Source organism: Aeromonas sp. S2(2024) (genome assembly GCF_041402505.1).
In the GTDB taxonomy this organism is placed as follows: Bacteria; Pseudomonadota; Gammaproteobacteria; order Enterobacterales; family Aeromonadaceae; genus Aeromonas; species Aeromonas media.
In genome coordinates this window covers 75,315-90,627 of sequence record NZ_JBGLRL010000005.1, presented here as the reverse complement: position 1 = coordinate 90,627, position 15,313 = coordinate 75,315, and the positions used below count along the sequence as shown (strand labels likewise).

General features: G+C 62.9%; 13 protein-coding genes. 3 read left to right on the top strand and 10 right to left on the bottom strand.

Going from position 1 to position 15,313, the window contains the following annotated elements; translation table 11 throughout:
- Positions 1 to 2 precede the first annotated feature (2 nt).
- The 5 genes from ACB039_RS07390 to ACB039_RS07370 form a co-directional block, all read right to left on the bottom strand.
- Positions 3 to 965 (bottom strand): ABC transporter permease, encoded by a 963-nt coding sequence (locus tag ACB039_RS07390; protein ID WP_371165402.1) that lies wholly within the window; start codon positions 963 to 965, stop codon positions 3 to 5.
- Positions 962 to 2,488 (bottom strand): ABC transporter substrate-binding protein, encoded by a 1,527-nt coding sequence (locus ACB039_RS07385; RefSeq protein WP_371165401.1) that lies wholly within the window; start codon positions 2,486 to 2,488, stop codon positions 962 to 964. Before ACB039_RS07385 ends, ACB039_RS07390 begins: the two co-directional genes overlap by 4 nt.
- A gap of 200 nt (positions 2,489 to 2,688) precedes the next feature.
- The gene (locus tag ACB039_RS07380; protein WP_005326750.1) at positions 2,689 to 3,351 is read right to left on the bottom strand and encodes a glutathione S-transferase family protein; all 663 of its coding nucleotides are present in this window, start codon (positions 3,349 to 3,351) and stop codon (positions 2,689 to 2,691) included.
- A gap of 186 nt (positions 3,352 to 3,537) precedes the next feature.
- Entirely contained in the window at positions 3,538 to 3,720 is a 183-nt protein-coding gene (locus tag ACB039_RS07375) for a glutathione S-transferase N-terminal domain-containing protein (protein ID WP_005326753.1), read from the bottom strand.
- 129 nt (positions 3,721 to 3,849) lie between these two features.
- The gene (locus ACB039_RS07370) at positions 3,850 to 4,305 is read right to left on the bottom strand and encodes a hypothetical protein (protein ID WP_182310071.1); all 456 of its coding nucleotides are present in this window, start codon (positions 4,303 to 4,305) and stop codon (positions 3,850 to 3,852) included.
- Between the two features lie 200 nt (positions 4,306 to 4,505).
- Between ACB039_RS07370 and suhB the strand changes: the two genes are divergently transcribed.
- Positions 4,506 to 5,309, top strand: a complete 804-nt coding sequence (gene suhB / locus ACB039_RS07365) for an inositol-1-monophosphatase (protein WP_005326757.1) — start codon at positions 4,506 to 4,508, stop codon at positions 5,307 to 5,309.
- A 180-nt stretch (positions 5,310 to 5,489) separates the two neighbouring features.
- Here the strand turns inward: suhB and ACB039_RS07360 are convergent, their stop codons facing one another.
- Together ACB039_RS07360 and ACB039_RS07355 are read right to left on the bottom strand one after the other, a co-directional pair.
- The gene (locus tag ACB039_RS07360; protein ID WP_041205962.1) at positions 5,490 to 6,365 is read right to left on the bottom strand and encodes an OmpA family protein; all 876 of its coding nucleotides are present in this window, start codon (positions 6,363 to 6,365) and stop codon (positions 5,490 to 5,492) included.
- 67 nt (positions 6,366 to 6,432) lie between these two features.
- The gene (locus ACB039_RS07355; protein ID WP_042649310.1) at positions 6,433 to 8,406 is read right to left on the bottom strand and encodes a methyl-accepting chemotaxis protein; all 1,974 of its coding nucleotides are present in this window, start codon (positions 8,404 to 8,406) and stop codon (positions 6,433 to 6,435) included.
- Positions 8,407 to 8,552: 146 nt separating this feature from the next.
- On the opposite strand from ACB039_RS07355, the gene rnt reads away from it, so the two are divergent.
- Together rnt and ACB039_RS07345 are read left to right on the top strand one after the other, a co-directional pair.
- On the top strand, positions 8,553 to 9,215 hold the full coding sequence (gene rnt, locus ACB039_RS07350; protein WP_005330208.1) for a ribonuclease T: 663 nt from the start codon (positions 8,553 to 8,555) through the stop codon (positions 9,213 to 9,215).
- 272 nt (positions 9,216 to 9,487) lie between these two features.
- Entirely contained in the window at positions 9,488 to 10,810 is a 1,323-nt protein-coding gene (locus tag ACB039_RS07345; protein WP_041205963.1) for a Na+/H+ antiporter family protein, read from the top strand.
- Between the two features lie 65 nt (positions 10,811 to 10,875).
- Here ACB039_RS07345 and ACB039_RS07340 read toward each other — a convergent pair whose 3' ends face one another.
- The 3 genes from ACB039_RS07340 to ACB039_RS07330 form a co-directional block, all read right to left on the bottom strand.
- Positions 10,876 to 12,081 (bottom strand): MFS transporter, encoded by a 1,206-nt coding sequence (locus tag ACB039_RS07340; RefSeq protein WP_049832188.1) that lies wholly within the window; start codon positions 12,079 to 12,081, stop codon positions 10,876 to 10,878.
- A gap of 104 nt (positions 12,082 to 12,185) precedes the next feature.
- A complete protein-coding gene (locus ACB039_RS07335) occupies positions 12,186 to 13,103 on the bottom strand; it encodes a LysR family transcriptional regulator (RefSeq protein WP_005330213.1) in 918 nt (305 codons plus the stop codon).
- A 209-nt stretch (positions 13,104 to 13,312) separates the two neighbouring features.
- A complete protein-coding gene (locus ACB039_RS07330; RefSeq protein WP_041205964.1) occupies positions 13,313 to 15,199 on the bottom strand; it encodes a DEAD/DEAH box helicase in 1,887 nt (628 codons plus the stop codon).
- Between the last annotated feature and the right edge of the window lie 114 nt (positions 15,200 to 15,313).

Here is a 15,313-nt window from a genome sequence, read left to right as displayed (position 1 = left end):
GATCAGGACTCCTTGGGACCGCGGGGATCGATGGCGAGACAGAGCAGATCCGTCAGGGTATTGAGCAGCACGAAGAGCGCCGCCAGCACCAGCACGGTTCCCTGTACCATGGGGATGTCGCGCCAGAAGAGGGCATGCACCAGGGCATGGCCGATGCCGGGCCAGGCGAACAGGCTCTCGACCACCACGACCCCTTCGATAAGCAGCACCAGTTGAACCCCGGTATAGGCGATGACGCTGACCCCGGTGTTGCGCAGGCCATGACGCCTGAAGACCCGGGCGGGCGAGAGCCCCTTGGTCAGGGCGAAGCGGTAATAACCGGACTGCACCACGGTGAGCACGCTCTCGCGCACCACCCGGGAGAGCACACCCGAGAGCCCCAGCCCCAGGGTGAGGGCGGGCAACAGCAGGTTGCTCCCCTCCCCGTGACCGGCGGCGCTGACCCAGCCCAGCTCCACCGAGAGCAGCACCATGAGCACCAGGCCGAGCAGGAAGGGAGGCAGCGCGCGCATCAGCACGCTCCAGCCCAGGGTCAGGCGATCGCACCATCCCCCCGGACGCAGGGCGCTCAGGCTGCCGAGCGGCAGCGCCAGCAGCAGGGCCAGGGCCACGGCGGCCACCGCCAGGGACAGGGTGGCCCCCAGGTGGTGGCCCACCTCGCTTGCCACAGGTGCGCCCGTCACCAGGGAGCTGCCGAGATCCCCCTGCAGCAGGGCGCCCAGCCAGTCACCGAAGCGGGAGAGGGCCGAGCCGGCCAGCCCCAGTTCGCTTCGCACCGCGTTGGCGGCCTCGGCGGTGACATAGTCATAGCCGTAGCGGCCCGCGGCGATACGAAAGGCGATGTCCCCGGGCAGGGATTGCACCATCAGAAAGCAGAGCCCGGCCACCAGCAGGGCCACCATCAGCGCCTGTACCAGCCGCTGGCCCAGTATTCCCATGACGGCAGAGAAGGGCGCCGCTGTCATTGTGTGCTCCATGTGAGTTTGTCCAAACGATAGCTGCGCTCCTGGGGATCCAGCTCAAAGCCCTTCAGCTCACGGCTGACCGCCGCGCTCTGGCGATACCAGGCGATGGGCAGGAGGGGCAACTCCTGCTGTAGGGTGGTGGCGATCTCACGGCGCAGTGCCGCGGCCTCTCCTGCGGGCAGGGTCTCCTTGCCAAGGCGGGCCAGTGTTTGCTCCATGGCCGGGGATTGCCAGTTCATTACCCCCCAGTCGGCACCGGCGGGAGCCAGATCCCCCAGCAGGGTGACCAGGGGATCCGGCACTAGGGCATAGTTGCGGGCATAGAGGCCGAGCTGGAGCGAGCCATCCTGATGACCGGCCGGGATCTCGCTCGAGTTGCCCACCGCCACCTTGAGGTCCACCCCCACCGCCTTCCACTGCGCCTGCAGTGCCGTGGCCAGCAGGGGCAATTCCGGGCGATCCGGGAAGGTGCGCAGGGTCAGGGCGAAACGCTCCTCCCCCTTGTGCAGCACGCCATCCGCCCCCAACAGCCAGCCTGCCGCCGCCAAGGCCGCCTGAGCCGCCTTGACGTCATAGGCGAGCGGGGTCAGCCCGGGTTGATGCCACTCCCCCAGGGTGGGAGGGAAGAGCTGGGTCGCCGCCATCTCGGGATCCCGCAGCAGGGCCGCCGCCATGCCACGGCGATCGATGGCGAGGCTGAGCGCGCGGCGCACCGCCGGATCCTTCAGAAGAGGATCGGCCCCATTGAGCTTGAGCTGTATGGTGCGCGGCAGGGTAACGGAGACGATGGAGACCCGGGACGCCTGCTGCAAGCGGCGGATGCTGATCGGATCCAGCCCCCAGGCAATGTCGGCCTGACCGCTCTCGGCCATCAGGGTGCGGCTCTCGGCGCGGCCCACCGTCAGGTAGCTCACCTGCGAGATGGCAGGCCGGGGGCCTTGCCAGCCATCGAAGCGCTCGGTCTCGACTCGCTGGGGCTGCTGCAACCGGGTGATGCGATAGGGGCCTGAGCCGATGACCTGGGTCACCTCCCCCTTGGCATCATAGGCCCCCTTCGCCAGGATCTGGGTGCTGGGGTGAGCCAGCACGGCGGCCAGGGGCGCGAAGGGGCCCGTGAGGGTGACCAGCAGGGCCCCCTCATGGGCCTCGATGGAGGCGATGGGGGCGCTGGTCATGACACCGGGCTTGCGCCATGCCTGCTGCAGGGCAAAGGCGACCTGCTCGGCGCTCACCTCGCTGCCATCGTGAAAGCGGGCACCGGGGCGCAGGGTGAATCGCCATTGCAGGCCATCCCCGGAGTGAGACCACTGGCTCGCGAGCCCGGGTTGCAGATTGCCCTGGCTGTCGACCTCGACCAGGGTCTCCGCCACCTGCATGCGGGTAAAGAAGACCCCGTTGCTGGCAGGGTCGACACTGTGGATCTCCCAGGGCCCCACCATGGCCAGCGGCTTGCCGTGAGCAACATTCATTCCGGCCATCAACACCAGGGCGCACCACCCCGAACAGGCGTGTATTTTTGTCATCCATCCCATCCAAACGATAATGATTACCAACCAATAACTGGCGTTATAACATAACAATTAATCAAGATGAATGACTTTTCATTTTTGATAGATGGCTTATTTGCAGCGGGAAAGGGGGAGCTAGTGAGCGGCCCAGCAGGCCGGCAATGGGGCGGCAATCATAAAAAGAGATGGCCCGTCATCGGGCCATCGTCATCATCCTAGCGGGTCACCATCTGCTGCGCCCGCTTGACCTGATCCTCAGGGCTCTCGTTGCGGGGCGGAATGGTGATGCCCTTCTGGCAGGCGGGTTTGGCCTCCATGCGCGCCATCCAGGCCTGCAGATGGGGCAGACCCTCGATGGAGATGCCGCTCCAGTCATGGATCCGCACCCAGGGCCAGGTGGCGATGTCGGCAATGCTGTACTCGTCGGCCAGGTACTCATGGTGCGCCAGGTGACCGTCGAGCACCTCGAACAGACGGCGCCCCTCCTTCTGGTAGCGCTCTATGGCCGCCGGGATCTTCTCGGGGAAGTAGCGGTAGAAGACGTTGGCCTGCCCCATCATGGGGCCGACGCCGCCCATCTGGAACATCAGCCACTGGATGGCCTGGGAGCGGCGCTTGGGATCTTGCGGCAACAGCTTGCCGGTTTTCTCCGCCAGATAGAGCAGGATAGCGCCGGATTCGAACACGGCGAAATCATCGTTATCCCGATCGACGATCGCCGGAATGCGGCCATTGGGGTTGATGGCCAGAAACTCGGGCTTCTTCTGCTCCATGGTCGAGAAATCCAGCGGGATCACCCTGTAAGGCAACCCCAGCTCCTCGAGGGCGATCGACACCTTGAACCCATTGGGCGTGGCGGCAGTGTACAAATCTATCATCTTGGACTCCTTGGTCGTTCAAACGTAATGATCAGGCCTGGGCGCAGGGACGGGCACTCACCCGCTCATGCCAAGCCTGCAAGTGATGCTGGTGCGGGGCGATGCGAAGACCGACGACCTTGCCAAAGTCGATGGTGTACAGCAAAGAGGCTTAGCTCTTCACCGTAACGCTAGATAGTCATCGTCTCACTGAGCATCGAGCTCAAGCACCGGGGTGTGCCCTGCCGGGTTCTTGACCAGAAACGCGAGCTCGAGGTTCTCTCCTGCTCCCAGATCTACCTGCTGATAAGTCATCTCGATGCCCTTCCCCGCCAGAAACATCCTGAACCGGCGGGCATTGGGGACACGCTTCAACTCATAGATCTTCATCTCGCCTGCGTGGGAATGAAGACCGCTGGCCGCTTCCCATCCCCACGGGGAACCATGGCCAGCGGCACAACATCGGTCTGTTATGACAAATATTGCACCGCTTGAACAGCCCGAATACAGGGGAAACAGTTAGCCGCACAGAGTGAGGGGTTGACGTTGACGCAGCAGGATGAGGCGGGAGAGGAGCGGAAAATAGGACTCGAGTTTGCTCTGCAAGACCAGGCTGCAGGCGGGATCAGCAAGCTCAGTCTCATCCAGCACTATGCCATTGGAGACAAAGTAAAAGCGCGGGTCCCTGATATCCGGTCCCTGGGGAGCACAGTCATATTGCCGATGAACCAACAGTGGCAAAACGGGCAATCCCAACGTAGTGCCGCTGGCGGACCAGCGCGACTCCGGCCATGGTGCATCATCGTCTTCCAGCAGCAGGATGGCCGCCTCCTCCTTCGACGGTTGCCACCTATCCGGTTGTGCGACCCTGATCTCGGTGAAGTAATGCCCATCACCACTGGCGGCACGCAGTGCGGCCAGCACACCCAATGTCGTCGCTGCCGACGGTTTTTGACTGACTAATGACAGATTCATGGCTCATGTCCCTATGCTCACCACAGCCTGTTAGCCGGCTGTCGCGATAAGACTAGCCGATAACAGGCCTTTATTGGAGCCGTCAGATCTGGCAGTCAATGCCGTGACAGCGCCCGCGGATAACGGTTGCCATTCCAGAATATCTTGGTAAGATACCGCGTCCTTTTATCCCCCGTTCTTTAACATCCAGTGGTGAACCTATGCATCCGATGCTGAATATCGCCGTGCGCGCTGCGCGCAACGCCGGTCAAGTTGTAGTAAAAGCCTTCTCCCAGCCCGAGAACATCGAGGCTATCCAAAAAGGCAGCCACGACTTCGTGACCAACGTTGACCGTGAAGCCGAAGCGGCCATCATTCACACCATCAAGAAGTCTTACCCGGAACACAGCATCGTGGCTGAAGAGTCTGGTGAGATTGCCGGTACCAATCCGGATTACCAATGGATCATCGACCCACTGGATGGCACGACCAACCTGGTCAAGGGCATTCCGCACTTTGCCGTCTCCATCGCCCTGCGCGTCAAGGGCAAGACCGAACAAGCCGTTGTCTACGATCCCATTCGTGACGAGCTGTTTACCAGCACCCGTGGTAACGGCGCCCAGCTGAACGGCTACCGCATCCGCGTCGGCAAGGCCAAAGAGATGGCTGGCACCGTGCTGGCGACCGGTTTCCCGTTCAAGCAGAAGCACCACATCGAACCCTACCTGAAGATGTTCCAGAGCATGTTCATCGAGTGTGCCGACATCCGCCGTGCTGGCGCCCCTGCGCTGGACCTGGCCTATGTGGCCGCCGGTCGCATCGACGGCTACTGGGAAATCGGCCTGAAGCCCTGGGAAACGGCCGCCGGTGAGCTGCTGGCCAAGGAAGCTGGCGCCATCGTCACCGACTTCGTGGGTGGTCACAACTACGAAAACTCCGGCAACATCGTGGTCGCCAACCCGCGCGTCCTGAAAGAGATGCTCGGCAAGATCCGCGAAAACCTGCCGGATTCTTTGGCTAAATAAGCTGGCCAAGTAAATCGCGAACCCTTGAAAAAATGCCAGTCGGCCCAGCCGACTGGCATTTTTTATCTCTGATATCGGGAAACTAAGCCGCTGAAGCGTGGAACTGACCCTGCCCCGTTCCAGATGATCAGAATAAGCGGTCGGGCACAAGCCAGAGCTGGGTTTCCTCGATCAGCTCGATCAGATGGTGCCGTTGCGCCCCATGTTGATCACGACCCGCCGGTTCTTGGCTCTGCCCGCATCCGTCTCGTTGGAGGCCACGTGCTGTTTCTCGCCATGCCCCTCCACCGAGATCTTGCCCTCCTCGATGCCGAGATCTACAAACACCTGCTTGATGGCATCTGCCCGCTTCTCGGAGAGCTTCTGATTGGGCCAACGCCCGCCGTAGCTGTCGCTGTAGGCGTCGATCACCACCACGTCTATGCTCTTGTCCGCCTTCACATAGTCGCCGATCAGCGCCAGCCGCCGCTTGGAGGCGGGCGACAGCTGATCGCTGTTCTTGTCATAGGAGAGCACGCTGAAGGCGATGTCGTTGAAGCTGTAGGGCAGCAGGCCGCTCAGGCAATCCATGAAGGCCTGGTATTTGACCCTGAAGTTGACCGAGGAGAGCGACACCCGCACCGGCCTGTCCTGGCGATACCAGTCTCTGTACTGGAAGGTGGGCATACGCCCCCCCTCCAGCTCGTCCAGCATGGTCCAGGCGGTTTGCCCCGCCACCAGGCCGTCGAACTGCTGATAGAACTGCAGCTGGCTTATCTGGCGTCCGGAGACACCGGGGCGCCAGCTGGGAGGCATGATCCCGAGGCTCACCGTCTGGGTCCTGGCCTGCGGCCGTTGTCCCTTCAGCTCGAAGTCCAGGTTGATCTTGCGACCGGCCCGGCTGACGAAGGCGCCCGTGCCCCAGCGGGGAATAGGGTGTTCGAGACGGCACTCCACCTGAGTATCCGAGGTCAACCGCCAGACGGATTGATCCAGGCCGGCACCGAACTCGGTCACTCCCGCCTGCAACTGCATACTCACGGATATGCTGATCAACCCTAACACCCAAGCATTCAACGGCTTGCCCTCCACACGATCTCGGATTAACTATCGGCAGCGGCAAGCCAAGCTTTAGGGCAAAACCTCAATGGGGAGCGGGGCGCTCCATCAGTTTGAAGCTGGCGATGCGGGCCGTCAGATCCCGGGCCAGCTGATCCAGCTCGACACTGTTTTGTTGCAGGGTCTCCGAGTGCAGGCGGTGGGCCTCATAGACCTCCCGAATGGTCAGCACGTTGTGCTGGATGTCGTCGGTCACATAACGTTGCTCCTCGGTGGCGGTCGCCACCTGAGCGGTCATGTCGTTCACCTTGCGCACCTCCTTGACGATATCGGTCAGCTCGCTGCCTGCCCGTTTGGCTTCGGTCACACTCAGCCCCGCCTGCTCGGTGCCCAGGTGCATGGCCGTCACCGCCTGACTGGCGCCCTGGCGCAGACGGGCCAGCATCTGCGCGATGTCATCCGCCGCCTGCTGAGTGCGCGAGGCCAGCGCCCTCACCTCCTCCGCCACCACCGCAAAACCGCGACCGGACTCACCGGCGCGGGCCGCCTCAATGGCGGCGTTGAGGGCCAGCAGATTGGTTCTGTCCGAGATCTGCTTGATGAGGTTGAGCGCCTCGCCGACCGACTCCGTTTCCCGATGCAGGTTGTCCACCAACTGCTGGGTATCGACCAGGGTACCCGCCACCTGCTGGATGGCGTCTATGGTCTGGTCTACCTCCTTGTCACCCTGATGGGCACGTCCGATGGCCTGCTGGGTCGCCAGCGAGGTCTGGGTGGCATTGCGGGCAATCTCCGCCACCGTCGAGGCCATCTCGGTCGCGGCAGTCGCCACCAGATCCACCTGACCAACCCCCTTGACCACACCGGCGTTGACCTGGGCAATCACCTCTGCCGAGGCTGCGGCGCTGCGAGCCAGCACGTCACAGGAGCGGCGTACCGCCAGCAACAGCCCTTCCAGATGTTCGAGGAAGCGGTTCAGATCCTGCGCCAACGCACCCAGCTCATCGCCGGATCGCCAGTTGACCCGCACCGTCAGGTCGTTCTCCTGCACCAGCCGTTTGAAGGTCTGATGCAGCGCCAGGAACCCCAGATGCAGGTCGCGCACCACCCGCCAGCAGATGGCACTGGTCAGGACCACGCACAACAGTACACCGACGGCGGCCCACCAGAAGTCGCTGGCACTGCGGGCCCGCATCTGCTCAACCCGATCATCCAACTGTTGATAGAGGCGATCCTCGCTCTCCTTGAGCAGGCCTATCTTGTCGGTACTCAAGGCAAACCAGGCTTCGGGATCGACACCAAAACCGCCGCTGGACGCCTTGTCCAACGCCAGTTTTTCCATGGCGGCCACGTCGGCCACCACGGGAGAAGCCAGGCTCTCGGCCAGCAACTGGCGCTGGGACGGACTCGCCACCGCCTGGAAACGCTCGAGATAGGTGTTCTGGGCGGCAAGGAGGGAGATGAACTGCTGCAACAGCGCCGGGGTGAAGCTGTCTCGTGCGAACACGTTGCTCAGGGTCGCCCGCTCCAACCCCATGCGTTCCTTGCTCTGCAAGAAGGCGGCGTAGGCATTGGTCTGCAGCGCTATGGTGGCATCCTGACTGCGGATGCTGACCTGATCCACCACGGCCAGCAGCTGGGTGATGAGACGGGTATAGAAGCCAACCTGCTCCGCCACCTCGACTCCCAGCGCACTGACCCGCTCGCGCATGGCGGTGAGCCCCACCAGCTCCTGCTGCACCTCGGACAAGGCCAGCAAGGCAGGATCCTGATGAAAACCCGCCAGCAGGGTGTCGACCACCTTGCGCTGGGCAGGCAGGGCATCACGAAACTTGTTGCCACCGGAGCCGAGGAAGCCGGCCGACATGCCACGCTCCTTTTGCAGCTCATGGGCGAGCTGCGCCGCCTCCCGCACCACTCCAAGTGCAGCCTGTGCCTGACTCATCTCCTGCTCGACCCGATAACGCTCATAGACGTATCGACCGGAAAAAAACAGCAGGGCCAACAGTGGCAGACAGACCACCAGCAACATCTTGTGCGCCAATCCCAGCTTCTTCATCGCCTCTCCCCTCCATGGTTGAAGTGGCCAATTATAAGCGCAACTGCTTTTAATAGAACCAGTTGGCGTGCGCATGGCGGCCCAGGAGGGACAAGGGCCGGCTTTTTTGCCATAATGCCGCCTTCTTTCACGCCGACCGAGATACCATGACCGACGCCGTTCACACCCTCAAGGGCCGTTTTCGTGGCTTTTACCCCGTCGTCATCGATGTTGAAACCGCCGGATTCAATGCCAAGACCGATGCCCTGCTGGAGATCGCCGCCTATACCCTCAAGATGGATGAGCAGGGCTGGCTCATGCCCGATCAGATCTTCCATTTTCATGTGGCGCCATTCGAAGGGGCCAATCTGGAGAAAGCCGCGCTGGAGTTCACCGGCATAGACCCCTTCAATCCACTGCGCGGTGCCGTGGACGAAAAGGAGGCGCTCACCGAGATCTTCAAGGGGGTGCGCAAGGGCATGAAGGAGAGCGACTGCGGCCGGGCCATCATAGTGGCCCACAACGCCACCTTCGATCACGGCTTCGTGATGGCCGCCGCCGAGCGAGCAGGCCTCAAGCGCAATCCGTTCCATCCCTTCGCCACCTTCGACACCGCGGCCCTCTCCGGCCTGGCACTGGGGCAGACGGTGCTGGCCAAGGCCTGTCAGAGCGCGAACATCCCCTTTGACAATAAAGAGGCCCACTCCGCCCTCTACGACACCGAGCGCACCACCGAGTTGTTCTGCCATATCGTCAACCGTTGGAAGAGCCTGGGGGGTTGGCCACTGGCCACACCGGACGAAACGCCCGCCGATGACAACCCCCAGTAGTTCCACCTGGGCATGAGAAAGAGGCTGCCTTGGCAGCCTCTTTCCATGAGGTTGCTGGGGACTCGACGCCTGGCAGCTGGTTTGACCAGAGTGGCATAAACAGGGTCATACAGCACCGTTTTCAGCATTCCATCCCGGTTGATCCGAATTTGCTCGGCAGGAATGCCGTGAAGAGGCCATTTTGCCGTTTTTTTTCTCGACTTTTGTCACGTTTTTCGCAAACTAGCTGACTTTCCCCCGACAGACAGCAACACAATATATAAGGAAATCAAATGAATCCTGTTGTTATCGCGGTGGCGCTGATGCTGGTGCTCAGCCTGCTGCGGATCAATGTGGTGGTCTCTCTCGCCATCGGCGCCATCGTAGGCGGCCTGCTCGGTGGCCTCTCCCTCGAACAGACCCTCGGCACCTTCACTGGCGGGCTGGGTGGCGGCGCCGAAATCGCCCTCTCCTACGCCATGCTGGGGGCCTTCGCGGTGGCCATCTCCCGCTCAGGGATCACCGACTTGCTGGCCCGCAAGGTCATCAGCCAGCTCGGCAAGGATGCCAGCTCGTCCCGCATCCTCTGGGTCAAGAGCCTGCTGCTTACCTCGGTGCTGGGCGTCTCCATCTCCTCCCAGAACCTGATCCCGGTCCACATCGCCTTCATTCCCATCCTGATCCCGCCGCTGTTGCACGTCATGGCCCAGATGCAGATCGATCGCCGCCAGGTGGCCTGCGTCATCACCTTCGGCCTGACTGCGACCTACATGCTGCTGCCGGTAGGCTTTGGTGGCATCTTCCTCAACAATATCCTGGCCAAGAACCTGATCGACAACGGGGTGGCGGTCGAGTTCAGCCAGCTGCCGCTGGCGATGGCCATACCGGTGCTCGGCATGTTCATCGGGCTGCTGGTGGCGGTCTTCTTCAGCTATCGCAAGCCGCGCCAGTATGATCTGGAGAAGATCCTGGCCGCCGAGCCGGAAACCGTCGAGCTGAACTTCAACCATATCTGGGTTGCCCTGCTGGCCATCGCCGTGGCCCTGGGGCTGCAGCTGATGACCAACAGCATAGTGCTGGGGGCCCTCGCCGGTTTCATCATCTTCACCTGTGGCGGCGTCATCAAGTTTCGCGAGAGCCAGGATGCCTTCACCCAGGGCGTGCGCATGATGTCCCTCATCGGCTTCATCATGATCTCCGCCGCCGGCTTCGCCGCCGTGATGAAGGAGACCCATGGGGTGGAGAGCCTGGTGCAGTCCGTCTCCGGCATGATGGCAGGCCACAAGGGGCTGGCCGCCTTCCTGATGCTGCTGGTGGGCCTGCTCATCACCATGGGGATAGGCTCCTCCTTCTCCACCGTGCCCATCATCGCCACCATCTATGTGCCCCTGTGCATCCACCTCGGCTTCTCCCCCATGGCGACCATCGCCCTGGTGGGAACGGCTGGTGCCCTGGGGGATGCGGGCTCCCCCGCCTCCGACTCGACGCTCGGTCCCACCTCTGGCCTCAACGCCGACGGTCAGCACGACCACATCTGGGACAGCGTGGTGCCCACCTTCATCCACTACAACATCCCGCTCATTATCTTCGGCTGGATAGCCGCCATGGTGCTCTGACAGGGCGCCACGCAGGCAGACGAAAGGCGACCCCAGGGTCGCCTTTGTTGTCTCTGGCACTAGTCTCAGGAGGCCGGTTGCAGACTCCGCTTCCCGGCGAGGGCGGCCAAGCAGGCCGTCAGCGCCAGCGCGAGGCCCACCCAGCCCACACTGACCCAGCTCCCCTGCTGCCAGGCCAGCATGGCCAGGCTCGAGCCGAGCGTTCCCCCCAGGAACATGCCGGTCATGAAGAGGGTATTGATCCGTCCCCTCGCCTCGGCTCTGAGACCATAGATGAGCTGCTGATGGGCGACGAGCGCACTCTGTACCCCCAGATCCAGCAAGATGACCCCGAGCGCCAGCCCGACCAGAGAGAGCCATGTCTCGAACAGGATCCAGGCCAGCACCACCAGCAGGGCGCCCACCAGCACCACGGATCTCGCCCCCCGCCTGTCGGCCATCCGTCCCGCCAGCGGGGCAGCCACCACACCCGCCACGCCGATCACCCCGAACAGACCGGCGACCTCAGCCCCGAGCCCGTAGGCGGGATCGGCGAGGTAGAAGGCCAGCACAGTCCAGAAAGCACTGAAGGAGGCAAACAGCAAGGCCTGGGTTAAGGTGGCGCGGCGCAAGGCGGGCTCTTCTCGCCACAAGCCGATGAGGGAGTGCAGCAGGCGGACATAACTCAGTTTGGAGCGGGGCATCCCCAGCGGGATCATACTGGCCATCAGCAGCCCTCCCAGCAGGGCCAGTGGCACCCCGCACCAGAACATGGCCCGCCAGCTTCCATAAGCGGTGACAAGGCCTGCCAGAGTGCGGCTGAGCAGGATGCCGCCGAGCAAACCGCTCATCACGCTGCCGACCACGGCCCCTCGCCTGGCGGGATCGGCCAGGGTGGCCGCCACCGGCACTATCTGCTGGGCCGCCGTGGCGCCTATACCGAGCAGGACGGAGGCCAGCATCAGCATGGTCGCCCCCGTGGCCATGGCTGCCATCGTAGAGGCCAGCGCAATCAGCACGAACTGCCCCAGAATGAGCCAGCGACGCTCGACCACATCCCCAAGCGGCACCAGCAACAACAGGCCGGCCGCATAACCGAGCTGGGTCAGCATGGCGATCAGGGGGATGGCGGATTGACCGGGAAAGTCCTGTGCCATCACCGCCAGCATGGGCTGGTTGTAATAGATGTTGGCGACCGCCAGACCGCAGGAGAGGGCCATGGCAAAGACAAGGGCGGGGCCCGGGCTGCGGCTCGCCATGGCGGCCCGCTCGGTGGAGACTGATGAACTCATGATGTCATCCTCATAGATGAATGAACCCCGTGCAGGCACGGGCTGGATGAGCACAGACTACCCATGGACACGGGGCGGCAGTAGCAGGCGCCCCGCCATAACACCTATTCCACCCCGGCATGCTCCGGCCCTTGCTTCACGCCAGGCAGCCCGGCAACGAAGGTCAGGAAGGCGCGCGCCTTGGCGCTGAGTTCGCGACCTGCCGGCAGCAGGGTCCAGAGCTCCAGCGTCGGCAATTGCCACCCCGGCAGCGCCACCACCACCTCCCCCCGGGCAAGCTCGGGGGCGAACATCCACTCGGAGGCGATGCCGAGCCCGAGCCCCGCCAGCACAGCGGCCCGCATCCCCTCGGCGGCCGAGACCATCAGCCGTCCCCGCCCTCGCACCGCAACCCGTTCGTCTTCGCGGCAAAACAGCCACTGCTGCCCCATGCCGGGCTTGGGACTGTAGAGCACCAGAGCGTGATCCTGCAACTCCTGGGGGGTGGCCGGCATGCCCCTGGCCGCGAAGTAGGCCGGGGTGCCCAGCACCCGCATCTCGCAGCGGGAGAGGCGGCGGGCCACCAGCGCCGAATCCGCCTGCTCCCCGAGCCGCAAGGCGACATCGATGCCGGCCGAGATGAGATCGACGTTGCCATCGTCCAGCAGGATCTCGAGATCCAGCCCTGGGTGATCCCTGAGAAAATCCGACAGGTGCGGGATGATGTGCAACCGGGCGAAGGTGACGGGGGCGCTCACCCGCAAGCGACCACTCAGACCGGCCCGGCACTGCTGCACCATGGCGTCAGCCTCGTTGACTTGCGCCAATATCTCCCTGGCACGCCGATAATAGGCCTCCCCCGCCTCGGTGGGGGCCAGGCCACGGGTCGAGCGCAGCAGCAGGCGGCTGCCAAGACGCTCCTCCAGCTGGGCAATCAGCCTGGAGACAGTGGGTTGACCCAGCCCCAGCCGACGCCCCACCGCAGAGAAAGACCCTGTCTCCACCGCCAGCACGAAGACTTCCATCATCCCCAATCGATCCATCCGTCTCTCTCCTGTCCGTCACCGCCTGGCGGCGTGTCATCTTGCGTCACCGCCATCCCGTGGCACAAGGTAGCATCCCGTCCCCTCGGCCGCACTCCGCGGGTTGGCAGCATGCCATCCTCCCCGGTGTTTTGTGCGATTGGCCTGCCCGAACGAGGCGCACAAAAAAGGCCGCTCATGGAGCGGCCTTTTATCAATCAGATCTGGACTCAGCTGTCGCGGCGCTTGTTGCCACCGAACTTGCGATCTTTGTTGAAACCACCTTCACGGCGCTCCCCGCTCTTGTTGAACGGACGGTCACCGCTGGGGCGGCGATCCTTGTTGAAGGGACGATCGCTGCGCGGAGGACGGGGAGCAGTGTTGCTGCCGGCCGGCACTTCGGTGTAGCGGGTGATCATCAGCGGACGCTGACAGACACGGGCCTTCTTGATCACTTCCAGCACGTCGGCAGTCATGCCCTTGGGCAGGTCGACGGTGGAGAAGTCATCGGCGATGTCGATGTTGCCGATGAAACGGCTCTCGATGTTCGCTTCGTTGGCGATGGCGCCGACGATCTGGCCCGGCTTGACACCGTGATGGGCACCCACGTCTACGCGGTAACGCTCCATCTCCACGTCAGGATTGTCTTTCAGCGGACGCGGCTCGAGGGACGGCATGCGACGGGCAGGACGATCGCCACGGTCACCGAAATCACGGGGAGCACGATCACCGAAGTCACGGCGCTCGAACTCACGGCCAGCACGGTCGCTTGCCGGTTCAGTGACGGAGTCATCCAGCAGCAGCGGTTGGTCACCCTGCACCAGCTTGGCCAGGGCGGCAGCCAGCTCCAGCGGATCGGCAGAATCTTCTTCGATCAGCTCGTTCACCAGGTTCACGTAGATCTCAAGCTCTTCGCCCATCATGGTTTCCCGGATGCGCTCCTTGAACTTGGTCATGCGGTGCTGGTTGATGTCCTCGGTGCTCGGCATCTTCATCGGCTCGATGGCCTGACGAGTGGCGTGCTCGATGGCGCGCAGCATGCGGCGCTCGCGGGGAGCCACAAACAGGATGGCCTCGCCCTTGCGACCGGCACGGCCGGTACGGCCGATACGGTGAACGTAGGATTCGGTATCGTACGGAATGTCGTAGTTCACCACGTGGGTGATGCGCTCGACGTCCAGACCACGGGCGACGACGTCGGTGGCGATCAGGATGTCCAGCTGGCCTTGACGCAGCTTGTCGACGGTACGCTCACGCAGCTTCTGCGGAATGTCACCGTGCAGCGCTTCACAGGCGTGACCACGGGCGGCCAGCTTGCCCGCCAGCTCTTCGGCGGCGTTCTTGGTGCGCACGAAGACCAGTACGGCTTCGTACGGCTCGACTTCCAGCAGACGGGTCATGGCGTCCAGCTTGTGCAGACCGGTTACCTGCCAGTAGCGCTGGCGGATGGTCGGTGCGGTGGACGTCTTGGTGATGATCTTGATCTCTTTCGGCTGCTTCAGGTGTTTCTGGGCAACACGACGGATCTGGTCCGGCATGGTGGCAGAGAACAGGGCAACCTGACGGGTGGCCGGGCACTGTTCCATGATCCAGTCCACGTCGTCGATGAAGCCCATACGCAGCATTTCATCGGCTTCGTCCAGTACCAGGGCTTTCAGGCCGGAGAGGTCCAGGTTCTTGCGACGGATCAGATCCATCACGCGGCCAGGGGTACCGACGACCACCTGGGCACCACGGCGCAGGGCGCGGGTCTGGGTTTCGTAAGAGGAGCCACCGTAGATGGGCAGGACATGGAAGTCAGGCATGTGCTTGGCGTAACGTTGGCACGCCTCGGCAACTTGCAGCGCCAGCTCACGGGTCGGTGCCAGCACCAAAATTTGGGTGTTACGGTTACCAGCTTCCAGACGAGACAACAGAGGCAAGGCAAAAGCAGCGGTCTTCCCCGTACCGGTTTGCGCCTGCCCCAGCAGATCGTGTCCCGCCATCAGGTGGGGAATTGCTGCGGCCTGGATCGGTGACGGGCGCTCATAGCCCACGTCTTGCAGCGCTTTCAATACAGGCGCGGCCAGTCCAAGCTCACTAAAAAGGGGCATTTGTTCGGTATGGGTATCAGACATAGATTCTTCCAGAGTAAGGCAGGCGGCTAAGCACCGCGGAATAGCAAAAAGGCGGCGATTATAGCGCCACTTTGTTCTGCTGTCTTGAAAAATGTGATAAGCGTCTCAAGACGT

Excerpts from the sequence above, each read along its gene's own strand:
- ACB039_RS07390 (WP_371165402.1), bottom strand. The coding sequence starts at position 965 with ATGACAGCGGCGCCCTTCTCTGCCGTCATGGGAATACTGGGCCAGCGG.
- ACB039_RS07385 (WP_371165401.1), bottom strand. The coding sequence starts at position 2,488 with ATGACAAAAATACACGCCTGTTCGGGGTGGTGCGCCCTGGTGTTGATG.
- ACB039_RS07380 (WP_005326750.1), bottom strand. The coding sequence starts at position 3,351 with ATGATAGATTTGTACACTGCCGCCACGCCCAATGGGTTCAAGGTGTCG.
- ACB039_RS07375 (WP_005326753.1), bottom strand. The coding sequence starts at position 3,720 with ATGAAGATCTATGAGTTGAAGCGTGTCCCCAATGCCCGCCGGTTCAGG.
- ACB039_RS07370 (WP_182310071.1), bottom strand. The coding sequence starts at position 4,305 with ATGAATCTGTCATTAGTCAGTCAAAAACCGTCGGCAGCGACGACATTG.
- suhB (WP_005326757.1), top strand. The coding sequence starts at position 4,506 with ATGCATCCGATGCTGAATATCGCCGTGCGCGCTGCGCGCAACGCCGGT.
- ACB039_RS07355 (WP_042649310.1), bottom strand. The coding sequence starts at position 8,406 with ATGAAGAAGCTGGGATTGGCGCACAAGATGTTGCTGGTGGTCTGTCTG.
- rnt (WP_005330208.1), top strand. The coding sequence starts at position 8,553 with ATGACCGACGCCGTTCACACCCTCAAGGGCCGTTTTCGTGGCTTTTAC.
- ACB039_RS07345 (WP_041205963.1), top strand. The coding sequence starts at position 9,488 with ATGAATCCTGTTGTTATCGCGGTGGCGCTGATGCTGGTGCTCAGCCTG.
- ACB039_RS07340 (WP_049832188.1), bottom strand. The coding sequence starts at position 12,081 with ATGAGTTCATCAGTCTCCACCGAGCGGGCCGCCATGGCGAGCCGCAGC.
- ACB039_RS07335 (WP_005330213.1), bottom strand. The coding sequence starts at position 13,103 with ATGGATCGATTGGGGATGATGGAAGTCTTCGTGCTGGCGGTGGAGACA.
- ACB039_RS07330 (WP_041205964.1), bottom strand. The coding sequence starts at position 15,199 with ATGTCTGATACCCATACCGAACAAATGCCCCTTTTTAGTGAGCTTGGA.